This window comes from Daejeonella sp., from assembly GCF_030684675.1.
Classification (GTDB): domain Bacteria; phylum Bacteroidota; class Bacteroidia; order Sphingobacteriales; family Sphingobacteriaceae; genus Daejeonella.
In genome coordinates this window covers 1-23,667 of the sequence record NZ_JAUXXZ010000060.1, presented here as the reverse complement: position 1 = coordinate 23,667, position 23,667 = coordinate 1, and the positions used below count along the sequence as shown (strand labels likewise).

Annotated in this window: 24 protein-coding genes and 1 tRNA gene; 4 read left to right on the top strand and 21 right to left on the bottom strand. The window is 41.1% G+C overall.

The window, feature by feature from the left end; translation table 11 throughout:
• The first annotated feature begins 228 nt into the window (after positions 1-228).
• Entirely contained in the window at positions 229-1,617 is a 1,389-nt protein-coding gene (locus Q8M41_RS13385) for a neutral/alkaline non-lysosomal ceramidase N-terminal domain-containing protein (RefSeq protein WP_305365785.1), read from the top strand.
• A 192-nt stretch (positions 1,618-1,809) separates the two neighbouring features.
• Here Q8M41_RS13385 and Q8M41_RS13380 read toward each other — a convergent pair whose 3' ends face one another.
• The 17 genes from Q8M41_RS13380 to Q8M41_RS13305 form a co-directional block, all read right to left on the bottom strand.
• A complete protein-coding gene (locus tag Q8M41_RS13380; protein WP_305365784.1) occupies positions 1,810-3,030 on the bottom strand; it encodes an MFS transporter in 1,221 nt (406 codons plus the stop codon).
• A 325-nt stretch (positions 3,031-3,355) separates the two neighbouring features.
• A complete protein-coding gene (locus Q8M41_RS13375) occupies positions 3,356-3,772 on the bottom strand; it encodes an SRPBCC family protein (RefSeq protein ID WP_305365783.1) in 417 nt (138 codons plus the stop codon).
• An 11-nt stretch (positions 3,773-3,783) separates the two neighbouring features.
• Positions 3,784-4,176: a DUF1801 domain-containing protein gene (locus Q8M41_RS13370; RefSeq protein ID WP_305365782.1), complete on the bottom strand. Its 393-nt coding sequence runs from the start codon at positions 4,174-4,176 to the stop codon at positions 3,784-3,786.
• A gap of 40 nt (positions 4,177-4,216) precedes the next feature.
• Complete coding sequence (locus Q8M41_RS13365; RefSeq protein ID WP_305365781.1) at positions 4,217-4,495, bottom strand: VOC family protein; 279 nt, start codon at positions 4,493-4,495, stop codon at positions 4,217-4,219.
• Entirely contained in the window at positions 4,488-4,604 is a 117-nt protein-coding gene (locus Q8M41_RS18230; RefSeq protein ID WP_370870505.1) for a VOC family protein, read from the bottom strand. The genes Q8M41_RS13365 and Q8M41_RS18230 overlap by 8 nt, the downstream gene beginning before the upstream one ends.
• Positions 4,605-4,667: 63 nt before the next feature.
• Positions 4,668-4,877: a (4Fe-4S)-binding protein gene (locus tag Q8M41_RS13360; RefSeq protein WP_305365780.1), complete on the bottom strand. Its 210-nt coding sequence runs from the start codon at positions 4,875-4,877 to the stop codon at positions 4,668-4,670.
• A gap of 92 nt (positions 4,878-4,969) precedes the next feature.
• Entirely contained in the window at positions 4,970-5,551 is a 582-nt protein-coding gene (locus Q8M41_RS13355) for a YdeI family protein (protein WP_305365779.1), read from the bottom strand.
• Entirely contained in the window at positions 5,548-5,841 is a 294-nt protein-coding gene (locus Q8M41_RS13350; RefSeq protein ID WP_305365778.1) for a hypothetical protein, read from the bottom strand. The genes Q8M41_RS13355 and Q8M41_RS13350 overlap by 4 nt, the downstream gene beginning before the upstream one ends.
• A 59-nt stretch (positions 5,842-5,900) precedes the next feature.
• Positions 5,901-6,248: a nuclear transport factor 2 family protein gene (locus Q8M41_RS13345; protein ID WP_305365777.1), complete on the bottom strand. Its 348-nt coding sequence runs from the start codon at positions 6,246-6,248 to the stop codon at positions 5,901-5,903.
• 285 nt (positions 6,249-6,533) lie between these two features.
• On the bottom strand, positions 6,534-6,722 hold the full coding sequence (locus Q8M41_RS13340) for a KOW motif-containing protein (RefSeq protein WP_305365776.1): 189 nt from the start codon (positions 6,720-6,722) through the stop codon (positions 6,534-6,536).
• Between the two features lie 248 nt (positions 6,723-6,970).
• Positions 6,971-7,453 carry a hypothetical protein gene (locus Q8M41_RS13335; RefSeq protein WP_305365775.1) on the bottom strand — a complete coding sequence of 161 codons (483 nt, stop codon included), beginning with the start codon at positions 7,451-7,453 and terminating at the stop codon, positions 6,971-6,973.
• An 85-nt stretch (positions 7,454-7,538) separates the two neighbouring features.
• A complete protein-coding gene (locus Q8M41_RS13330; protein WP_305365774.1) occupies positions 7,539-7,982 on the bottom strand; it encodes a phage tail protein in 444 nt (147 codons plus the stop codon).
• Positions 7,983-7,988: 6 nt separating this feature from the next.
• Entirely contained in the window at positions 7,989-8,444 is a 456-nt protein-coding gene (locus Q8M41_RS13325) for a phage tail protein (protein ID WP_305365773.1), read from the bottom strand.
• A 110-nt stretch (positions 8,445-8,554) separates the two neighbouring features.
• Positions 8,555-8,629, bottom strand: a tRNA-Val gene (locus tag Q8M41_RS13320).
• A 55-nt stretch (positions 8,630-8,684) separates the two neighbouring features.
• A complete protein-coding gene (locus Q8M41_RS13315; RefSeq protein ID WP_305365772.1) occupies positions 8,685-9,737 on the bottom strand; it encodes a 2-oxoacid:ferredoxin oxidoreductase subunit beta in 1,053 nt (350 codons plus the stop codon).
• Entirely contained in the window at positions 9,734-11,569 is a 1,836-nt protein-coding gene (locus Q8M41_RS13310) for a 2-oxoacid:acceptor oxidoreductase subunit alpha (RefSeq protein WP_305365771.1), read from the bottom strand. The genes Q8M41_RS13315 and Q8M41_RS13310 overlap by 4 nt, the downstream gene beginning before the upstream one ends.
• A 3-nt stretch (positions 11,570-11,572) precedes the next feature.
• Positions 11,573-13,342 (bottom strand): FAD-dependent oxidoreductase, encoded by a 1,770-nt coding sequence (locus Q8M41_RS13305; protein WP_305365770.1) that lies wholly within the window; start codon positions 13,340-13,342, stop codon positions 11,573-11,575.
• 753 nt (positions 13,343-14,095) lie between these two features.
• Between Q8M41_RS13305 and Q8M41_RS13300 the strand changes: the two genes are divergently transcribed.
• The gene (locus Q8M41_RS13300) at positions 14,096-15,559 is read left to right on the top strand and encodes a sulfatase (protein WP_305365769.1); all 1,464 of its coding nucleotides are present in this window, start codon (positions 14,096-14,098) and stop codon (positions 15,557-15,559) included.
• Positions 15,560-15,801: 242 nt separating this feature from the next.
• Here the strand turns inward: Q8M41_RS13300 and Q8M41_RS13295 are convergent, their stop codons facing one another.
• The 3 genes from Q8M41_RS13295 to Q8M41_RS13285 all read right to left on the bottom strand — a co-directional run bounded on the left by Q8M41_RS13295 (position 15,802) and on the right by Q8M41_RS13285 (position 19,625).
• On the bottom strand, positions 15,802-17,370 hold the full coding sequence (locus tag Q8M41_RS13295) for a sulfatase (RefSeq protein WP_305365768.1): 1,569 nt from the start codon (positions 17,368-17,370) through the stop codon (positions 15,802-15,804).
• Between the two features lie 157 nt (positions 17,371-17,527).
• A complete protein-coding gene (locus Q8M41_RS13290; protein ID WP_305365767.1) occupies positions 17,528-18,553 on the bottom strand; it encodes a patatin-like phospholipase family protein in 1,026 nt (341 codons plus the stop codon).
• Positions 18,554-18,641: 88 nt separating this feature from the next.
• Complete coding sequence (locus tag Q8M41_RS13285) at positions 18,642-19,625, bottom strand: SH3 domain-containing protein (RefSeq protein WP_305365766.1); 984 nt, start codon at positions 19,623-19,625, stop codon at positions 18,642-18,644.
• Between the two features lie 248 nt (positions 19,626-19,873).
• Here Q8M41_RS13285 and Q8M41_RS13280 point away from each other — a divergent pair, with 248 nt between their 5' ends.
• On the top strand, positions 19,874-20,596 hold the full coding sequence (locus Q8M41_RS13280) for a DsbA family protein (protein ID WP_305365765.1): 723 nt from the start codon (positions 19,874-19,876) through the stop codon (positions 20,594-20,596).
• Between the two features lie 632 nt (positions 20,597-21,228).
• Entirely contained in the window at positions 21,229-22,131 is a 903-nt protein-coding gene (locus Q8M41_RS13275; RefSeq protein WP_370870507.1) for an NAD(P)-dependent alcohol dehydrogenase, read from the top strand.
• A 6-nt stretch (positions 22,132-22,137) separates the two neighbouring features.
• Here Q8M41_RS13275 and Q8M41_RS13270 read toward each other — a convergent pair whose 3' ends face one another.
• Entirely contained in the window at positions 22,138-23,118 is a 981-nt protein-coding gene (locus tag Q8M41_RS13270; RefSeq protein WP_305365764.1) for an amidohydrolase, read from the bottom strand.
• Positions 23,119-23,667: the final 549 nt, after the last annotated feature.

Here is a 23,667-nt window from a genome sequence, read left to right as displayed (position 1 = left end):
AAAGGAATGAGGCTATTTCTCTACGACAATATACTTCCTGAGTTATTTAGACGCTAATGTGCTCTCATTCCTTCTCACTTTAATTTCATAAATTTAAAGCTTTGTAAACATAGGAGACGCTGCGCTTAAACTACGGACAGTACATTGGAATCTTAAGCTGAATTACAATAAATCATCATTCAAGTACCAAAAATCTTATATTTAATCAGCTGTAAAAAACGTTCAAAAATGAAAAACCTGATCTCATTCTCCATTGTTCTTTCAATTATAATCCTGTCTGGTTTTGCTTCTAATGCTTCAGATAAGCAAATTAAAACCAGCACTGCATGGAAAGCGGGGGTGGCCAGGGTGAAGATCACACCCGAAGAGCACATGTGGATGGCTGGGTATGCGTTCCGCAATAAGCCTTCGGAAGGAAAACTGACAGACTTGTGGGCAAAAGCACTGATTCTGGAAGATGCAGGTGGGAAACGGGCGGTCATGATCTCATTAGATCTGGTTGCTATCCGTAAAGTAATCTCTGAACCCGTGAGGGACAGAATTGAAAAACAATTCGGATTAACAAGATCCCAGATTCTGATCAATGCTTCGCATACCCATACCGGACCGGAGACTCAATCTGCACCACATATTTTCACACTGGAGAAAAAGGAATTAGACAAGATCGACCGTTATGCAAAAAAGTTGGAAGATCAGCTGGTTAATTTAGTCGGCGAGGCATTGAAAAACCTGCAAGCTGCGACACTTTACTCCGAAAATGGGATCAGCCGCTTCCAGGTAAACAGAAGAAATAATAATGAAAACAATCTGGCTCTTCAAACTGAACTAAAAGGACCGAATGATTTTGCAGTACCCGTTATTAAAGTAGTTAATGCAAAAGGGAAGATCATGGCCATTGCCTTCGGCTATGCCTGCCATAATACTGTTCTCGGCACCTATGAGTGGTCAGGGGATTATGCAGGTTTTGCGCAGATAGAACTCGAGAAAAAGTATCCGGGAGCAACGGCATTATTCTTTCAGGGAGCAGGAGCGGATCAAAATCCGCTGCCACGAAGGACCGTGGCACTGGCCGTGCAATATGGTGAAACACTGGCGGCCTCCGTCGACCGGGTTTTAAAAGAAGAAATGAAGGCCCTTTCATCTGAACTGACTCTTTCCTATTCAGAGATTGACCTTAAATTTGAGAAGACGAGTCCGACAAAAGAGGAACTGAAAGGACTGATGAGTGATACCTCCAAAACACCCGATTATCTTAAAGCCAGTGCAAAAGTGCTACTTTCAAAGCTTGAAAAAGGGGAAAAACTGATGACTTCTTATCCTTATCCTGTGCAGGTATGGAAGCTTGGTGAACAGCCTCTTATTACCATGGGCGGCGAAGTACTGGTAGGATATGCCAATGAACTGAAGAAAATTTACGGACAGAATATATTTGTTTTTGGGTATAGTAATGATGTGATGGCTTACATTCCAACCAGCACCGTGTGGAAAGAGGGTGGATATGAAGGAAGTCGTTCACCAATATTTACTACGCCCTGGGCTTCGGATATTGAAGAAGTGATTATCCGGGAAGTGAGAAGACTGGCGGAACAGGTTGGGGTACAGAAATCGGATAAATAAGACCTATAGCTATCGGGTTACGAATTTACTTTCCGCTCTTTAAGGTGATTTAAGTCGGGGAAGTTCAGACTCGATAGCTATCTGGTTACGAATTTGCTTAGGCGTTATGCAAAATAAATTCGTCAGTCGCATCTTGTTTGAGCGACTGACGAAATCAACTTTCCGCTCGCCCAGGTGATTTCGTAAGTCTAATTAATTCGCGGGCATTCGCTTCGGTGTAAGGATGACGGTAATAATTCCGACCACGGCTAAAACAATCAGAACAGAGAAGCCATTAGCATAACTTCCGCTGATATCCCTGATCCATCCTACCATCCAGGGCATGATTGCTTCGGCAAGACCGTCACCGGTTAAGACAATACCCATAACCCTGCCCATAACTTTAACGCCAAACAATTCGGCTGCCATTAATGGGATAATCATATAATCACCTCCCAGGCCTATTCCGAAAACAATAGCAAATACATAAATTACTCCAGGGGTTGTCGCAAAATAAAGCAGTGGAATCGCAGAGGCAACCAGGCAATAGATCAGCAGCATGACATATTTTTTTTCAATTTTATCGGCAAGCCAGCCCATAAATAAGCGCCCGAAAATACTGGCAGCAAGGATTAAGGAAAGCACATTTGCAGCCTGGGTTTGTGAATATTTTAGATCCAGACTAAAGAATAGTTTCAAATTTTGACTGGTTGCACTTACTGCTCCTATAGAACACATACTTCCAATAAGCAATAGATAAAATGCTCTTGTTTTTAAGATGGCTTTAATATCCCGCTTAGGTTCTTCAGGCTTATCGGTTGCGGCAGAATCTCCGGTTTGAGGTGGATTATCTTTAACAAACCAGGCCATTGGAAATGACAAAACGATCATCGTCACACCCAGGATTACCAGGGCATGGCGGTATCCGAATTCCACATTCAAAGCTTTGGCGATCTGGGGTGCTAGCATCCCTCCGATTCCGATTCCCAGATAAGCAAAGCCCATCGCCTTACCGCGGGCTTTATCAAACCAACGTGAGGTTAAGACCTGATTAGGCAATGGTCCGCCGCACATATAACCCAAAGCACTGAATATATAAAACACATAAAACTGCCAGAGGGAAGTCATCAATCCCAAACCGATAACTGCTCCACCGGCCATCAGAATACCGGCCAGCATCATTTTCCTCGGTCCGAAGCGATCGATCAGGTAACCCACCACAAATCCGAATAATCCGACCAGAATTTTAGCAAATGCATTTCCCGAAGTAACGGTCGCGCGTGTCCATCCAAACTCCTGAACCCAGAAATCATAAAAGAAGGTCAGTCCGTAAAACATGATCCCGATCAGGGAAAACAGACTTAGAAAGCCGGTGGCTGCTACACGTGCCTGACCTGATTTTAATGCGCTTTGATTTTCTGAAGATTCTTTCATCCGGAGTATTGCTCCGGACATGACCGGATACTGAGTCTAAATATAACAACACAAAACACTCTATCAATAGGAATTGATAAAAAATTGTGTTTGGATTGATCGTGTAGGTAAACGGGATTATAAATAGGTTGTATAATGGCTTGTTTAAGCTCTCGCTAAGACGCAAAGACGCAAAAAAATACAGATTTCAGGATGATTAATTTATACCATATCCTTCGCGTCTCTGCGTCTTTGCGAGACAATATAAAATGCTCAGCATGACATCCCCTTCATTATACTGATAAATTATGGCCTGCTAAAGACAGGAGTAACGACCAGACAAATATCAATTCCTCTCAGTATACTTTTTGAAATTACCAAGTATGGCCTGCCAGCCCTGCCGTTGGAGCTCAATGGAATTTTCTGTTTCAGCATCAAAGCTTATGCTGACTTCTGTTTTACCATCAACATCATTAAAAGTTACTTGTACTTCCCTTCCGTCGGGCATGGTGTAGCTGAATCTTTCACCAACAATTATTTGATGATAAACAGCTTCAAAGTCAAAGCCAAAACTTCCATCTTTTGCTTCCATTCTTGCGAGGTATTTCCCGCCTACCTGCATATCATTTGAAGCATGAGGACATTGCCAGTCATCGCTGGCAAAGTTCCATTTTGTAATATGTTCTGGCCGGGTGTAATAGCTCCAAATTTTTTCAATATCCGCCGAAACAATGGCCTGAATTATGATTTTATCCCTTTTCATTATGCCTGGATTTAAATTAACCGTTCCAAATGTCCTTTGCGTTTGACAATATTTTTATAATCCCATTGAATTACTATTGATTTCTGAAGCCAACGCTTCAAATTATTGATTTCAATATCGGAAACATGATTATAGAATAAAGAAGCATCCTTAAATTTTTTACCTATTAGGTTTAGTCCATCCTCATCGAAATCAGCGCCGCTCCAGAACATTAAACGGATCCCCGGTTTTTGTTTGCTGTAACCGACAATTGGATTCCCATCTAAAAACCACACCGGGTGGGCATGCCAGATTTTACTTTCTGCATCAGACAGCTCAACATCTATTGTCGTGGCTAGCAAACTGCATATTTCCCTTTCTTCCAGACTTAGCTTTTGATTGAAGGTATTAATTTCAGGGTTCATACCTTTTGGATAAAGTAATCATTTCGCTATTGAGAGGATTTTAATGCATAGAATGCAATCCTATGGTGTTACCTTCTGTATCCATCAGGACTGAGCAAAATCCGTGTTCACCAAGGGACATTTTTGGCTGTAAAACTTTTCCTCCAGCTGCTTCTGTCCTGCCTTCTTCTATTGAACAATCTTCAGAGGCAAAATAAACCATCGTGCCACCTGCACCCGGACCCATATTTTCCATTTTAACCAAGGCTCCGCTTATATTCCTTTCATTTTCTGCCCAGGGGAAGCTAAGCATTTGCATTTCGCCTACACTATCAGGCATCGGCAATTCGTTTGATTTGTAAAAGTGATTCGTAAAATTTCTGGGCCCTGCCCATATCATCTACGTAAATTTCTACCCAGGTAAATGGGTTTTTAGCTTGTGCTGCCATAGCTATAATTGTTTGATTGTTAAATATTATATATCTGCTATTTTGTTGTAGTTCTGATACCCTTTACTTGACTAAAGTATAAGTCAACGCCCCCGATGGACACCTATCCACCTGGGCTTTTAACTCTTCTGTTGAGGCATTCCCAATCGTAATCCAGGGGGATTCTTTTGGTTTATAGACTTGTGGTAAAGATTTTACACAAATACCAACGTGCTGGCAAAGTTTGGGTTGCCATTTGATGATGATTTCACCATTAGAATATTCTTTGTTCATACGCTCTAAATTTATAACAAAATACAAAATTTAATTCTGACGCGTATTACTGATCAATAAATTAACTGGCTTTGAAGAATAACTTAATAAAGTTACCTGAATTGTTTAGGTTTTTGCCTTTGCCCGGCTAATTCAACAATTTCAAAAATTCGTTTTTGTCTGGTTTCCATTCTCTTTGCCAAAACCAACCATTGTAAAATATTTCGTTTATCTGATCTGCTCAGACCGAGAAAATAATCCTTCGAATCAGGAGTTTTTTCAAATCCTACTTCCAAATCATCTGGAATTTCGAGAGATTCAGCTGTATCTAAAATCGACCAGAAACCGTTTTGTTTTGCAATCTCAATGCATTCAAGACCAGCATCGGTCATTAGTCCTTCTGCTATTAAGCGCCCGACTTTCTCCTTGTTAATTTTTGACCAAACACTTTTAGCTTTTCGTTTGCTAAAAAACTGCATAAACCTTTCATCATCAATCGGTTTAGCCTTGCTGTCTATCCAACCAAAACAAAGGGCTTCATCCACCGCATCATCATACTTTAGGGTAGGTTTACCCGACTTAATTTTATAATAAATCAACCATACTGATTGTCTGGATCGATGATTTTCCAGCAACCATTTTCTCCAGTCCGACCGGTTTGCCGGACAAAGTGTATCCATTTCATGGCCGCTCATTGATCAATTTTTTCTTTCAAAAAATACCTTTCGGGTTTTGTTAGAGTTCTTGCAATTAAATTCCTTGCTTCCAGATCAAGTTTTACAGTTTCTCCATACCACTGAACTCCCCCATCAAAATTATCCTTTACCCGCTGATATAACTCTTCCATCAGCTCGGTATGTGTGGGTTCAAGTTTGGCTAAAATGCTTAAAAGATGATCCCGTATAAAATTGTATTTCTCTAAAGAAATCCTCTTGTTCGTTTTGCCGGCTTGTGGATGCAATGTTTGAATTAACTCTGCTTTCATTTTGTTTTGAATTATACGACAACCGGGGTGTATAATAATTTCGATAAGAGCTTAAACTTCTATTTCGCCTGGATACAATAAGATGTAATTTTTTGAATCTGATTAGAATCGTTGAACTCATATAAATCACAAGCCGATACAAAAGAAATTCGTTTACCATTCCTTATAAATTCGGCTGTTCCAGTTACAACAACCTTGTTATTCTCTGAAATCACATTCAGCGTTTTAAAATTTGTCGTAACAGATTTAAAATATTGCCCCACCTGATTGCAATTGTCAACAATCGCATTTTTCCCTATGAATTTATCTTCTTCCACTACTTCCCAAATTGCATCATCGGCAATGAAATCGTTTGTTTTATCAAACGCACCGTTTGAAAATGCGGTGGCTATTTCTGGTTTTGTCATTTTATTTGTTAATCAAATTTGACTTCCTGATTATTGTAAGTTCCTATAAAAACCTCGGTTAAATATGCTTATTGTCAGAAAGATATCCAAAGCCCAAAGAAAATATTAAGATAAGTTAAAGATTGCCCAGACGTGTCGCATGTGATTCTGCTTATCCAATAATGAAAATTCGGTGGAACATTGGACGAATGAAAAGCGGTTCGGTGACAACACCTACCGCAGGGAAATCAAGCCTCTAAAGAGCAGTAGTTTTCTGATTTTCCTATCTATTTATTCATCCCAGCTTTATAGAATAATGATATTTTTTGCAAGAGTTTTAAACCTAAGCCCGTTGTTTTGTACAACAGTAATTGTTATGTAACCGGTTTTACTCGTGTGAATATCTCTAACAATACCAGTTTTATTGACATGAGTACCACCAACAACTTTACATAAGTCGCCATCTTTTAACTTTTGAAGAGGATTTAACTTCATGCTTTGGAATTTAAATTAATATCTGCATTTGTGCCTGTGACAACCTATTATTTAACTGGACGATTAAATCCATATCCTGGCAAATCTGCCGGAATCTTGGCTTATTGATTATTCCATATTAAATATGCTCATTGTCAGCAAGATATCCAAAACCAAATCGAAATTTTGAGCAAAACAGTTTGCGCACCTGTGTAGTTATGATAGGAGAATGTGGTTCGGTGATAACACGGACTGCAGGGAAATAATTTTCAAAATTTTAATTTTAGATATCTAATCTTATAATCCTCCTTAGTATTTGTTGAAAATCCACTAAGGATAAGTGTATCATTAGAAACCTTCAATTTCTCACATCTTTTATTTTCTGGCAGACTTAAAATCACATCTCCTGATTTAAGATCTCTGATATTATTATTATCAAACTGGCAGTCTTCTGAAAGTTCAAATTTTTCAAATTTTGGTTTGTTTTGAGTGCCTTCCTCTAAGAATTTAACCGTTGAATTAAGAAATTCTACCGTACGATATGGATATTCATTCTCCTTCCACTTTCCTTGTAATTGATCAATGATATTAGACTTGTCAATTATCATTTCCTCAATTATTGGTTCTTGTTTTCCCTTACTAATGATTTCATTATGTTCAGAACTATGCAATTCACTTTCTTTATTTTGATTGTTACAGGAAATCAAGAAAACTGAAAGAATTATTAAACAGAATTTAACTTTTATGTGCATAAGCTTATTTTAAGTTGCTTAATAATTTTAATCAGATGCGAATTTATTGCTTGCCCTGTAATTTCTAATTTATGAAACAAAAAATCTATTGAACATAAGAGTAAGCAAATTCCATGGTTTCGATAATTAATTCATCATTCATTGAATTAAAATCATCTACATCCCATTTTACTGGCCAGGCATTTGCAAACCTCCATGTTCTAATGGGTTCAGCATTTTCATTCAAAAGACTTACTACAATATTGTTAGTCCTTATCGCATTATTCAATCCTCCTTCTAAAGTAGCAATACACCATTGTGCAAGAGGGGAATCTTTAGCAAGCAAACCTTTTATTAATACTAAATTAGAGTATTTTGCAGTGCTGGGAACAGGGTGTCTAAAATCGTTTAAGCCACCTTCAACAATTTCCTCTGTATGCTTTTCCATAGCTATTCCTGAAACTTCTTTGAAAGAAGCCTCTTTTGACCCTGTTTCACCAGTTATAGACACGGAAAAGCAGAAAGAAACAGGTGGATAATAAATACTCATAAAGCACTATGCATTTACAATGATTAATCCCTCGTGGGCCAATTCCACAGACTCTACTGCTACTTCATTTGCATCTGATTTTAAGTCGGTTCCGGTAATTTTTGTCGGCCATGCATTAGTTAAGGTCCAGGTCATCGTCGGGCTTCCCTGTTGGTCTAATAACTGAATAGTAACGGTTTTTCTCTTGATTGTATTCATATTAATGGCACTGTACCATTTGAAAAAACTATTATCCTTCGTAAAGATTCCCTTTTTCAAGGTAACGTTTCCAACTTTGGCAATTCCGGGCATTTTAATTGCCGAAAATGCTTTGCTATCACCATGACGGTATTCTAAAATTTGTGTTTCTGTTTCCAATCCGCTTACTTCCTGAAATGAAACGGCACTATCCTGTGACCCTACAAATACTTTAAAGTAAAACTTGGGTAAAGGCCAGTTTGTGTCCTTTGCTTCTCCTGCCATAATTTTAATAATTTTCTTAAATTCTAAACTATTTTGTTGTTTCACCCTAAAAACTACTCTCTGTCACAATTCACAAAAAAAGGCCTTAGACATATCTAAGACCTTATCCGTGGGAAATACTGGGTTCGAACCAGCGACCCCTACCTTGTCGAGGTAGTGCTCTAAACCAGCTGAGCTAATTTCCCTGTTATAGCCTCAAATCTATAAAAAATGAAGGATTTCCCTCAGGAATATATATTTCTATCTCAAATCCTCATTGATCTCAGCCAAAACTGCCGAGCCCGGGCAGAGATCTGCCTCATCAAGGGTATTTAAAGGCCTATCAGTTGAGTTGATGGTATGATGCAAATCTTCGGTTTCGGTTTCGATGTATAACAGGCCGGTCAGGATCTCATTCCGGTTCCGTGCATTCCGTAGGGCATTCATCGCATCCATCCTGTTAAAAGGATCACGGTTCGCAGCCAGCTTCTCCAATTTGATAAAGGTGCCGTCATGCAACATCACCTCAGTCCCGGTGCCTGATTCATAGCTAGCCAATATCTCAGATTTCTCAGGAACAAGGTCGGTTTTACCAGTCGCTTCGATATGCTCACGTACGTAATCATATGATTTTGTGGATCCGGGATTATTATTGAACGTTACACATGGTGAAATTACATTGATAAATGCAAATCCCGGGTGACTTACCGCCGCTTTAATCAGCGGAACCAATTGTTCCTTATCTCCCGAAAAACTTTGGGCTACAAAACTTGCACCGAGTTCAAGCGCAAGTCCGGCAAGATCAATGGGCTGGAATGGATTCACAGAACCCGCTTTGCTTTTTGACCCCGCATCTGCTGTAGCCGAATCCTGACCTTTAGTCAATCCATAGCAGCCATTGTTCATCACAATATAAACCATGTTCAGATTACGGCGGATCACATGCACAAACTGGCCCATACCAATTGAAGCCGTATCCCCATCTCCAGAAACACCCATATAAATCAGATCACGGTTTGCCATATTGGCGCCGGTAGCTACCGAAGGCATTCTTCCGTGTACCGAGTTAAATCCATGCGAATTTCCCAGAAAATAGTTTGGCGTCTTTGAAGAGCAACCTATACCTGATAATTTCGCAATCCGGTGTGGAGGAATCGATAACTCAAAACAAGCCTGAAGAATACTTCCGCTGATCGAGTCATGTCCGCAGCCGGCACATAAGGTTGAAAGAGAACCTTCATATTCCCTTGTAGTATATCCTAGATCATTTTTTGGAAGATCAGGATGGCGGAATTTAGGGCGTATATATGTCATGACAGAATTTTACTGGTTGAACCATTAAGTGTGGGAGATAAATTTTTGTCGATCAGGCTGATGATCGCATGCGCTGTGATCGGCATCCCATCAAAATTGAGAACCGGGATCATTTTCTGAGGACTTACATTGAGCTCATTGATCAGCAGACTGCGCATTTGCCCATCGCGGTTCTGCTCAATAATAAATACCTTTTCGTGTGTATGAATAAAATCTTCTACCGTTTGATTAAACGGAAATGCCCTCAGCCTCATCGCATCAAAATTAAGTCCGCTTACAGCCATAGTGTCCATTGCCTCTTCTGCTGAATAGGTCGAAGTTCCGAAGAAAATTAAACCATAAGGACTCTTACTCTCCTTTTGATAAAGGTATGGAGCAGGTACAATATCTTTTGCTGTATTCCATTTCTTCAGCAGGCGATCCATATTGCGGGCATAAACACGTCCATCCTCGGTATAGGCAGCGTATTCATCCCTCGAAGTACCACGTGTAAAGAAGGAGCCTTTGGTTGGATGCGTCCCCGGAATTGTGCGGTACGTAATTCCGTCGCCATCCACATCGAGATAACGTCCAAAACGCGGCAACTCTTCTAACTGGCTCGCATTGAGCACTTTACCGCGATCGTATTTTCGGGCATCATCCCACTGAAAAGGTTCGGACATGTGATCGTTCATTCCCAGATCGAGGTCGGTCATCATGATGATTGGCGTTTGCAAAGATTCTGCAAGATCAAGAGCTTCAGCTGTCATTTCGAAACATTCCTTCGGGGTTGATGGGAATACCAAAACCTGTTTCGTATCGCCATGCGAAGCATAGGCCGCCAATAAAATATCAGATTGCTGGGTCCTTGTTGGCATCCCTGTAGAGGGACCGGTACGCTGAACATCGATCAGCACAGTTGGAATTTCTGCGAAATAAGCGAGTCCGAGGAATTCATTCATCAAAGATAGTCCCGGACCGCTGGTAGCCGTAAATGAACGCGCGCCATTCCAGTTTGCACCTATAACCATACCGATTGCGGCAAGTTCATCTTCTGCCTGTACGATCGCGTAATTGCGTTTCCCTGTTTCCTTATCGACCCGTAATTTTTTAGCATAGCTCTCAAAAGCCTCCACCACCGAGGTTGATGGCGTAATCGGATACCAGGCGACGACCGTTGCACCGCCATAAACGGCACCAAGTCCGCAGGCTGAATTGCCATCAATCAAAATCTTGTCGCCAACTAGATCGCGTCTTTCCAAACGAATATCCAAAGGATAGGCATAATTACTATGAATATACTCAATACCCAGATTCATTGCTTTGATATTCATCGCAACCAGCTTCTCCTTGCCTACAAACTGCTCAGCAAGTAATTGTTCCAGTACTGAAAATTCGATATCAAGTAAGGCAGAAAGTGCCCCCACATAGATGATATTCTTAAACAATTGACGCTGCCGCGGATCAGTGAATTCACGAAGACACATTTCCATCAGCGGAAGGCCGATATAAGTCACATCTGGCCGGATCAATGCCGGATTCAGGGCTTTGGTACAATCGTAGATAAAGTATCCCCCACTTTTGACTGAAAGCACATCATCAGGCATACTTTGGGGGTTCACACAAACCATCAGATCTACACCTTCCCGGCGACCTAAATATCCCTTTTCACTCACTCTGACATCATACCAGGTTGGAAGTCCCTGTATATTTGACGGAAATATATTTTTAGGTGTTACGGGGATTCCCATCCGGAAAATAGCCTTTGCAAACAGATAATTTGCGCTAGCAGAACCCGTACCATTAACATTTGCAAAACGAATGACAAAATCATTAACTTTTGAATTAGGCATCTCTTAACCTGCTTTGGTAACTTTATATAAATATTGCTGCATATCCCATGCAGATGTTGGGCAACGCTCAGCACACAAGCCGCAGTGCAGGCAAACGTCTTCATCTTTTACCATCACCCTTTGGGTAGGGAGTGTATCGGATACATAAAGGTCCTGAGTTATATTTAAAGCCGGAGCTTTGAGTCGTGTCCGTAAATCATCTTCTTCCCCATTTAAAGTAAAAGTGATACAGGCAGTCGGACAAATATCAACGCATGCATCGCATTCGATACATTTATCTTTTTCAAATACAGTTTGCACATCGCAATTCAGACAGCGATGAGCTTCTTTGATTGCGGTCTGAATATCAAAACCCAGTTCAACTTCCAGTTTACGATCAGATAAAGCGGCTTTCTTTTCAGCCTGAGGAACTATAAAACGCTGGTCATTAACTACATCATTATCATAACTCCACTCATGGATCCCCATTTTCTTAGAGACAAGGTTAGTAAATGGTGCCGGGCGTGCGGTAAGTGCTTCTCCACTGCAATGCAGGTCAATGGAAATCGCTGCCTGATGTCCATGGGCAACAGCAGTGATTACATTTTTTGGTCCAAAAGCCGCATCACCACCAAAGAAAACGCGCTGATTGGTAGACTGATGAGTTAATGCATCAACTAAGGGCATACCCCACTGATCAAAATCAACACCCGTATCCTTTTCTATCCATGGGAAACTGTTCTGCTGACCCACAGCAACCAGCACATCATCCGCTTCAATAAATACTTCCGGCTCTCCTGAAGGAACCAGAGTCCGTTTGCCATGCTCATCATAAACGGCCTTTACTTTTTCAAAGGTCATTCCGACCAGTTTGCCATTTTCGATCACATAGGTTTTAGGTACATGGTTTTCAAGGATCGGAATATCTTCATGCATTGCATCCTCAATTTCCCATGGGGAAGCTTTCATCTCGGCAAAAGGACTCCGAACCACAACTTTAACCTCTTCACCACCAAGACGGCGGGAAGTACGGCAGCAATCCATCGCAGTATTTCCACCACCTAGTACGATCACTTTTTTACCAATTTTATGAGTATGCTCGAAAGCTACGCTTGCAAGCCATTCTATTCCGACATGTACGTTTTTACCTGCTTCTTCGCGTCCCGGAAGAACCAAATCGCGACCTCTCGGAGCACCTGTACCTACAAATACCGCATCGTATCCCTTTTCAAGAATTTCGTTCATGCTGGATACATAGGTATTGAAATGTGTATGGATGCCCATATCAAGAATATACCCGACTTCTTCGTTCAATACATCGTCGGGTAATCTGAAGGAAGGAATCTGGCTGCGCATCATTCCACCTCCAGCGGCATGTTCATCGTAGAGGTGAATCTCGTATCCCAAAGGGGCAAGATCACGCGCTACGGTTAGGGATGCAGGTCCGCCACCAATCAAGGCTATTCGCTTTCCATTCATTTCTGAAGGAACACCGGGCATAAATGCCCTGACATCGTCCTTATTATCCGCAGCTACCCGCTTTAGCCGGCAAATTGCAACAGGTTCTTCTTCAATTCTGCCACGGCGGCATGCGGGTTCGCAAGGACGATCGCAGGTTCGCCCGAGTACCCCGGGGAATACATTCGATTCCCAATTGATCATATATGCCTCAGTATATTTTCCTGCTGAGATCAACCTGATGTATTCAGGTACCGGAGTATGTGCGGGGCAGGCATATTGACAGTCCACAACTTTGTGGAAGTATTCCGGATTTTTGGTATCTGTTGGTTTCAACTAGCTATATAGTTCTTAAACAATAAAAATATTCTAAAATGATTTAATCCTCAGTGGAAATTTACACTATTTTAATAGTATTTGATCTCTAATTTAACATAAAATCTATTTCAATTTTCGGCTGATTACCTGAAAATTCGTTGGATTCATTAATAAATTCCAACATCTTCAGGCAATCGTAAAGCACCTGAATTCCAAACTGATTGGTAAGTTCAATATCAGAAATAAATAGAATGAAACAAATTTTATTGAATAAGATATTTTGAGCCTCCCCCCACCCCCTCTCCGAAGGAGTCCTTTGGACCAAAAGAGGGGGAGACATGATGCCTATGGTATTCGGGTTAATTAGAAATGATTTTTTAGCGTTTTGTATAGGCGACCAGTATCCCCCGCTGGCGGGGGAATAAAAGGGGGTGGTGGAAAAGAATTTTCTTCTAAGAAAAATTTGAGGTAAATGAACACGATTATTTAGGACGATACAGATACCCGGGAATTTGAGTTTAATGCATCCTTTATTCTTAAGTACTATTCCTAATCATTAGAAACACCCTAATCACAAAAATCATAGTTCAGACAAATTGCAGGCCTCCCCCCAACCCTTCTCTCCGAAGGAGTCCTTTGGACCAAAAGAAAAGCTGAAAGGAAAAAGCTGAAAGCGGGATTGTTATTAATTGGAAAAATATTCTTCTTGAGTACTATTTCTCAAACCGAATATTAATTTTATATTCAATCCTGCTAGACACCAATAACACCATGATCAGAAAAATAAAAATCGCGTTAATCGCCTTGTTAATATTCACACTGAATCAATCCAGTACAACAGTCAAAAATGCAGCACCTGCTGGTCCCAATATCATTTTGATATTCATGGACGACATGGGTTATGGTGATCTTTCCTGTTATGGAGCTCTTGATATACATACCCCTAATATTGACCAGTTAGCCTCTGAAGGCATTCGATTTACTAATTTCCTATCGGCACAGGCCGTTTGCAGTGCTTCACGGGCAGCAATACTTACCGGCTGCTATCCCAACCGTGTCGGCATCTCAGGAGCTTTATTTCCGGCTTCACCTATCGGTTTAGCCAAAGAGGAAATGACTATTGCAGACCTCCTCAAACAAAAAAAATATGTAACCGGAATATTCGGCAAATGGCATCTTGGCGATTCTCCAGAGTTTCTGCCTCTGAATCAGGGCTTTGATGAATACCTGGGCATTCCTTATTCCAATGATATGTGGCCGGTTAATTTTGATGGTCTGCCTGCAAAAGCCGGAACCAATAAGTATCGTTTCCCTCCTCTTCCATTGATCCGGAATTCTGTGCCGGTTGACACCATCAGGACACTTGAAGATCAGGCCCTCTTAACCAGCAGGCTGACAGATGAGGCCATTAGTTTTATCCGCAGGAATAAAAAGAAATCGTTCTTTGCTTACATTCCGCATCCTATGCCCCATGTTCCAATCAATGCTTCGGCAGCATTCAGGGGTAAAAGCAAGCAGGGTTTGTATGGAGATGTGATTCAGGAGGTTGACCATAACGTTGGAAGGATCATGGATGCCCTAAAAAAAGAAGGACTAGAGAAAAAAACCATGATTATTTTCACCAGCGATAATGGCCCCTGGTTAAATTTTGGAAGCCATGCCGGGAATACTGCCGGATTGAGAGAAGGTAAGGGCACTTCATTCGAAGGCGGACAAAGAGTTCCATGTATTATAAGGTGGAAGGGTACAATTCCCGGCGGATTAGTATCTAACCAGTTAGCTTCAACAATTGATCTGCTTCCTACCATTGCTAAAATTGCAGGGACTTCGCTTCCCGACAAAAAGATCGATGGTATTGACCTCGGGGTGATCTTAAAAGGTGATCTGCTGGCAAAGCCAAGAAAAAACTTTTTGTATTACTACCGCAAAAATTCTTTGGAGGCTGTTCGTCGTGATAATTGGAAACTCGTTTTCGAGCACCCTTCCCGTTCATATCTCGATCAGGCACCAGGTGTTGACGGCTTTCCAGGTGCGGCACCAGAAAATGTGACAATGAAAGAGGCACTTTACGACCTTCGCAGAGATCCCGGTGAACGCTATGATGTACAAGCATATTTTCCAGAAATCGTTAAAGAACTAAAATCACTTGCCGATCAAGCAAGGGAAGATCTGGGTGATGACCTGCAGAAGAAAGTTGGCACTAATAATCGCCTACCAGGAAAATTATCTGATTAATTGATTCACTTATGTCCAGGGAAAGCTTGAAATGGAATTTCATGAGAACTAGAAGGTTCCAGCTTTCGCTGAATGACAATCCGAGGGGTGGAATAGGGAGAATACGGCCTTCGCCGGAATCTTAGTGGTATCATTATAGGTGCCTTTTGGTGCAAGCGATCATCACGAATTTAGGATCATCCCAATACTAAAAAAATACATGTCATTCAGCGAATATTTACCACAATATTATTATCGCTTTATCACCAAGTCCCCTTATAAATATGATCAAACTTCTTATCACCGATTGGTTTCAAAGGAATATACAAACCCTGGGTATCTGAAAGCCAGTCCCAAAGCTTTTTGTTCAGATCCTTTGCCAGGTCCTGTAATTCGGGCTTGCGGATTAAATTATTGAGCTCGTATGGATCCTGCTGAAGATCATACAACTGATCAATGTCCCAAACTCCCTGGCTACGGATAAATTTATAGCGATCGGTTCGAACGGCATATTGTGTGGGTGTTTGCGGAAAAGGATTTTCCCAGTAATATTCATAATACACTTCTTTCCTCCAGTTCTGAACAGCACTCCCTTTCATTAATGGCAAGAAGGAAGTCCCCTGCATTTGTTTTGGCTTTTTAACTCCTGCCATTTCCAAAATACTTGGGGCAATATCCACATTCAGCACCATTTCCTTCACCTTGGTTCCAGGCTTGATCAGTGCCGGTGAGCGGGCGAGCAAAGGTACCCGCATCGACTCTTCATAAGCATGACGCTTGTCGATCAGTCCATGTTCTCCAAATGAAAAACCATTATCGCCCATGTAAATAACAAGGGTTTCCTTATCCAAACCATTGGCCTTCAGGTAATCAAGCACCCTGCCTACGCTGTTATCTACTCCCATTAAGGTTTCGAGATAATCCACATAAAATTTATCGAAATCGGTTTGTCCGTGATACATAAAGTCAACTCCATGCCAACTGTAGCGCTGTGCCCTCACCCATTGCGGGATATCTTTATAGTTAAAAATATATGCACTTGAATCTGCCTGATCACCACGGTTAAATCGTTTGCTATCCTTGCCGGCAGTTGAGAACATAGACACTGGATATTGAATGCGGATATCCTTGTATTTCCCTTTATCCCTTTTTGCCGGATAAAAATCAGCATGCACTGCTTTGTGCGACAGATAAACGAAAAATGGTTTGTTTTTATCGCGCTTATCCAGCCAGTCGAGGGTGTAATTGGTAAGCACATCAGTGACATAGCTGCTATCTGTATAATTAATCATTTTCCCGTCCACATTTATTTTGGGATTATAATAATCCCCCTGCCCGGCAAAACTCACCCAGCGGTTAAAGCCGGGACGCGGATTAGCACCACCACCACCCATATGCCATTTTCCAAAAAAGGAAGTCTGATAACCTGCCTTTTGCAGGTATTGAGGAAAATAAATGAGGGAGGAGGGTGCGGATGCCTGATTATCAACTACCGTATGAGTATGGGCGTACTGTCCGGTTAAAATAGAAGCCCTGCTTGGTGAACAAAGAGCTGTGCTGACAAATGCATTTTGAAAATGAGCCCCTTCATTTGCAATCCGATCCAGATTAGGGGTTTTTAAGCCCGGAACCGTGCCGGTAAAACCCATAAAATCATAGCGGTGATCATCCGAAAGAATGAAAATGATGTTCCGGGCTTTAGTCCCGGGAATTGCCTCATAACTTAAATTTTGGGGCTTTTGTGCGAAAGCGGAAAAGGAAAGGATATAAAAAAATAGACCCGTCAAAAAAAAATTATTGATCATGCTGATGATTTTGTAAGCTGTTTGCATGAGATAAATATAATTACCTGATTTCGATATTAATATAAATTAAAGATATGTTTTAAGATGATTTTCCCCGCCAGGATTAAGCTTTATATATCTTGAAAAATTGCTATTGTGCTCTTTTTAGATGGATCACCTTTTTGAGCTAATACTACAGACATGCCTATTCAAACACTACAGCATCTTTATCTTCATAGATCCGATCGACTATGGAATCCAATTCATCGGAATGGTCCTGTGCTGTTTTAATACCCAGTTCGATGAGCGCCTGCATATTCTGATGACTCGCATTATCCATTTCCGGAACTGCATTCCGGAGATGCTCGGGTTGAATCCTGCAGTAATTGGCCTTACTTCCAGTTACATCAAACATTCTGACCAGATGGTAGTTGGTAGATTCTGCTGCTCCCGACATCATGATATCAATAGAAGGTTTGATCCAGCCCAGGGCACCCCATGCCTTTGCTTTACCATAGGCATAAGATTTATTTTCTCCACCGGTTCCCAGTGAAAGGATCAGCATATCTTTCGCACTCGGGTCACCTTGAGAATTCCTTACTTCTGAATAGGCACAAAGGGATGGATTATTCGCAAATATCCCACCATCGATCATCGGATAGCTCACCCCACTCATCGATTTAACCAGCGCTGCCTCAAAATAAGTTGGAGCTGCAGATGTGGCCCGACAAACGTCTTTCAGATAAAAATCACCCCCATCACCTTTTCTGGGATAATCATGACTGGCAAAAAAATGAGTTTTCCTTTCCTGAATGTCGTAAGCTGTAATCAGGCAGGGCTTTAATAATTCACTCAGCCGTTTATCTCTAAAATAAGTGAGTAAAACCTCCTCCAAATGGTTTGCAGGATACTTTTCACTGAACAGGGACTTATAATTCAGGAGTTTGCTCAAAAAAGAAACCTTGAAAATTTTATCTCCATATCGTTTATAAAGATCGACCGCTTCTTCTGCGCTAAACTTGGGCTTTTCAGGATCATGTTCATCCGGGCAAAGCAATAGGCAGGTCAATATTCCACCCGTACTGGTTCCGGCAAAAAAATCAAAATAAGTAGCGATTCGAGCCATAGGGTCTTTACTTTTCTCCTGCAGTTTCTTCTCCAGTGCGATCAGAATCTGACCGGGAATGAGTCCGCGGATACCGCCCCCATCAATAGATAAAATTTTCTTCATAGGAATAAGGTCTTGAATGTCAACGAATTATAAAAAGAAAAATATAAACTGCAGGTTTAAGATGCAAAATCCCGGGAAGGAAAATGACTTAGCTGAATACCAGGAAGCTTTTACTTAGCCACTTATCCTCCATATTCAACCTGCACCAGCCATTCTTTTCCTCAGCAATAAACACTTCCTGGCCTTTATTTAAGGCAGTAATCTTTTCAAAGCTTTTATCAGGCCCGTTCCGCACATTTAGTGTAGTGACAGAGACCTGAGCTCTTGTTACAGGCAGGGTATAGCGTGCAGCGACCCAATGCTCCTTACTACTTGATATCTTATACCAGCCATTATCTTCAGCATAAACCCTCAGGACTACCCCTGTTCCAACGGATAATTTCCCATTTACCTTCCGTTTTGAACTATCAGCCCCTGTACGGATGTTTAATTTTGAAGCCGTCACACTAACGTATTTCAAAAGCTCCGGAATTACGATCAGTTGTGCCGGAATCTGCCCTAAAATCAAAGGGAGAAAATTCGACTGGCAATCCTGAACTTTATTCCCACCGAAAAAACCAGTCCCGGGACAGCTCTTATTATTTTTTGTCCCATCATTCCGCTGCCCTGTACTCAGGTCGAACCAGTGATGATAAACGATACTGCTGATATTAACCTGCAAATTAAAACGGCCACATAACTTCGCTGTCATACGTATAATTGTTTCCCGGTGGGCAGGAGTCATAATATCCTTACCCAAGTCAAAATTACCTAGATGCTCAATGCAGATAGAATTGGCATTCTGTCCGAAAATACAGGCAGGTGATTGGTTAAGTGCTCTGCCTGTAACAATGCTCCCATCTGGAAAAGTTGTAAAATGCTGTCCGATATCACTCCATCCATTCTGATTTATATGATAGTTTTTCATACCCTGCTGCATCTCAAAATGGTTGTTTCCTTTAAAAAGTGCATAATTCGGATTATAGGTGTGATGTTGTTGAATATGAAGTACTGTACGTGCCAATGTGAGGGAATTAATCCAATTTTCAAACTCCTGAATAGTGAATTTTACAAATCCATATTTGCTGGTCATAGCAGATTATTTTCATAAGTAATTAAAAATAAAGGTTTTAATGAGAATTACAAAAAATAATAAGCTTTGCCGGAAATTCTTGATTTCAGATTTGAAATAGGATGATCTGTGAGCCTAAAACCCTTTAGCATGGATTCAAAATCTTTCATTTTTATACTCCCCGTGTCATATTTTAAAATCAAGGATTTAGCTTGATAATCATTCAATCCTTATCCCATACATTTACACCGTTTTTAATAAGGAAAATTATGAATCCGGAAAAAATGAAAGTAGAGATCTGGAGCGATGTCATGTGTCCGTTCTGTTATATCGGAAAACGCAGGTTTGAAAAAGCACTGGATAAGCTACCTGGAAAAGAAAATATAGAAGTAATCTGGAAAAGTTTTCAGCTGAATCCGGACCTAAAGACCGATCCTTCAAAAAACATAAACCAGTATCTTTCAGAAGTCAAAGGCATGAGCATGGACCGTGCTGAACAACTCAACAAGCAGGTTACTGAGATGGCTGCTGCTGAGGGACTGCATTATGAACTGGATAAGGCCGTAGTTGCAAATTCAATGAATGCACATCGTTTCTCCCATTTCGCATTGAGCAAAAACAAACAGGATGAAGCCGAGGAGTGCTTGTTCCAGGCATATTTTACCGAAGGGAAAAATACAGATGATATCAATATTTTGATCAATCTGGGCAAAAGCATCGGGCTGGATGAAACTGAACTCAGGAAAGTTCTGGAAAGCGACCGTTATGCTGAGGATGTACGAATGGATATTTATGAAAGTCAGCAGCTTGGCGTTCGTGGCGTTCCGTTTTTTGTATTCAACCGCAAATACGCTGTTTCGGGGGCTCAGGAGACTCCTGTTTTCCTCCAAAATCTGGAGAAATCGTTTGGGGAATGGAAGCAGGATAATCCGGCTGCCGGTTTACAAGTTCAGGAAGGAGCTGTTTGCCGGCCTGATGGGGAATGTGATTAAAGGCGGGTGTCGGGATTGATCAGGGCTGGAAGGGTTCTGGCTTTCGCCAGATCCGATATCTATCGGATGACAATGCATTTTTTTTATAATGGAGGAGATCCTGACTTTCGTCAGGATCACTTTCGTCAGGATCGTAATCCTTAAATAATGATATTGCCACTTCGGGGTCGGTTGGTTGCCTGAATAATACGAGATAAAACTTGTGGGTAAAGGGCAGGTTTAGACTGGTAATTTTATGCAGCTATGATTGGATTTAGGTTCAAAAATAAATCTCATATGATGTAAATTTACTTACTAAATTTTAACCACTGCCCTTAATTCCCTAAACCGGATTGCAGCGGCAGCCTTTGCCAGTACAATCATTCTGGTTATAAAAAAATCTTAAAGGCAAAGCTACAGTGCAAAGCCGGACTACCCCTGCAAAATACGACTGCCTTTCATTTTCAAATACTAAAACACATTTAATTAACAGGATAAGTATTTGGGCGATACTATTGAAATAAATGCCGGATAGCTTATATTTATGGTATAACTAGGCAGAAAATGAAAGCAGCAATCCACACCCAGTACGGTCCGCCTGAAGTGGTTCATATCCTGGAAATCGATAAACCTTCTCCAGGGAAAATGAGGTTCTGATTAGAGTTCATGCCAGCACTGTAAACCGCACCGATTGTGGTTTCAGAAGTGCAGAATATTTCGTCAGTAGGTTTTTTAGCGGACTATTTAAGCCCAAACAGCAAATATTGGGTTGTGAATTTTCGGGCACAATTGAATCTGTCGGGGAATTAGTACTTACTTATCAAACCGGGGACCGGATTTTCGGTTACAATGATACCCGTTTCGGCGGGCATGCCGAGTACCTGATCAGGGATGAGCAGGATGCAATGACTCTGATGCCTCAGAATCTGAGTTTTGCAGAAGCTGCGACACTAACAGAAGGTTCGCATTATGCATTATGCAATATCAGGGCAGCCAAGGTGGAAGCCGGACAAAAAATCATGGTTTACGGTGCCACAGGCGCAATCGGCTCGGCGGCAGTACAGCTTCTGAAATATTTCGATACTGAGGTGACAGCGGTTTGCAATACTCCTAATATGAATCTTGTACGTTCATTAGGCGCCGATTTTGTAATTGATTACACCCGTGAAGATTTTACAAAAACCACCCAGCGGTATGATTTTATCTTCGATGCAGTCGGAAAAAGCTCATTCGGAGCCTGTAAAAAACTGCTCAAGGAAAACGGAGTATATATTTCTACCGAATTGGGTAAAAACGGCGAAAATATCTGGATGGCCTTGTATGGCCTTTTATCCGGAGGCAAGAAGGTTCTTTTCCCTATCCCCTATATTCATAAAGAGGATGTGATTTTTCTGAAAAATCTTGCAGAAAGCGGGCTGTTCAAACCCCTTATCGACCGGATTTATCTTTTGGACGAGATAAGAGAGGCCTATCAATACGTTGAAAGCCGGCAAAAGATCGGCAATGTGGTGCTGAGTATTATTTCTGAAAATGAGAATAATCTCCCTGATTCATAAAATCTATCAGGACCGGTTAAAATAAATCCCTTCCGCCGTTTTACCCAAAATCCAGGCCTTATCTTCTTCGCTGAAGAACGGAATAATATCCTTCATGATCAGGTATTCAAAAAAGTTGGCAAAGAGCATCCGCTGAGGTCCAAAAGTATCATAAATCCGTTTGAGGTAAGGCCAAACATCGCGGTATGGCGGTTTTTGTTTGGAAGGATTGTGCATGGATGTACGGATATACACATTCGGAAATTTCACAAGATTACACAATGGAATAATCCCCTCCGAATCAGGTTTTGTAATATCCATCATCGCCAGATGGTCGATTACGATTTTCACTCCCGGATAGCGCTCTGCCATGTCAGCAACCTGACTAATTTGCTGTGGTGCAAGGAAGATATTGAAGGTTGCCCCAATTTCCTCGGCTTTCTTCCACCAGGGGTATGAACCCGGGTCATTCATCCAAACCCTTTGTGGATCCTGTATAGGGCTCAGACGTAAACCGGTGAGTCCATCCTCTTTGACGAGCTTTTCAAGCCGCTCCGGATTTTTAGGATCATTGGGTGCGAACAAACGGTTCCCGAACAGCAGGCCGAATCCGGCAAAACGATCAGGCCAGGTTTTTACGCAATGGATCGTATAATCATTGTTTCTGCCGTAATAACATACATGAGAAATGACTGTTTTATCAATGCCATAGGTATTCATCTCCTCAATCAGATGCTCGCCCGAATAATCGCGGGGAGGTTTACTACCCGGACAGGTAGAGATTTCAGGATCGATCGGAAATCGTGGATCATTCATCAACCAAACATGCTCAGAAGCATTGATAATCGGTGATTTTTGAGCTGAATTGCTCAGTGTCCTGCCCGAAAGATCAGTTATAGGTTTAACAGGGTTGACTGAATCTGCGGACTCCATCGCTGCAAGTCCCTGAGGCAACATACCCGCAACCGGAAGTGCGGACAGCATTTTTAACATCTTTCTTCTGTGCATCGTATTTAATTTTGGCTGTTTATAATTGTCAATATCCTTAATATCAAAATCTTAGGATTAAATTAAGGATATTATGTTAACAGTCAAATAATTTACAGAAATTCTGTGTTTGCTTATCTAAAGGTAGAGACGCTGCCTCAACTGTCCGTAGCGAAGCGCTCTACGGATTATTCAATGTACAAGAGTCTTCAGACTCGTTTGCAATTAAAATGATCATAATCATTCGCTAAGTATAATTTAAATTTTAATATGATCTGGTATGCTATCTAGGATGATCTATTTGCATGAAAAACAGGTAAGGCCAGGAATTTTAAGATTTTAAAAGTACCTCCGGAATTACTTTTATAGGAATGAATTAGTATAATTGTTTTATTTATCCATGAGGAGTCAGGAGACTCCTCATCATTTGACAATCCGTAGAGATTCTGTGTTGATTTCCAAATAAAATTATTTTTATCTTTGTTCTTTAAGACGGTCAAGAACCAGTCTGTGTAGCGTACTGATCCTTTTGGCTTAGTGCGCTACTCCTTTTTAGATCGATATAGTCTT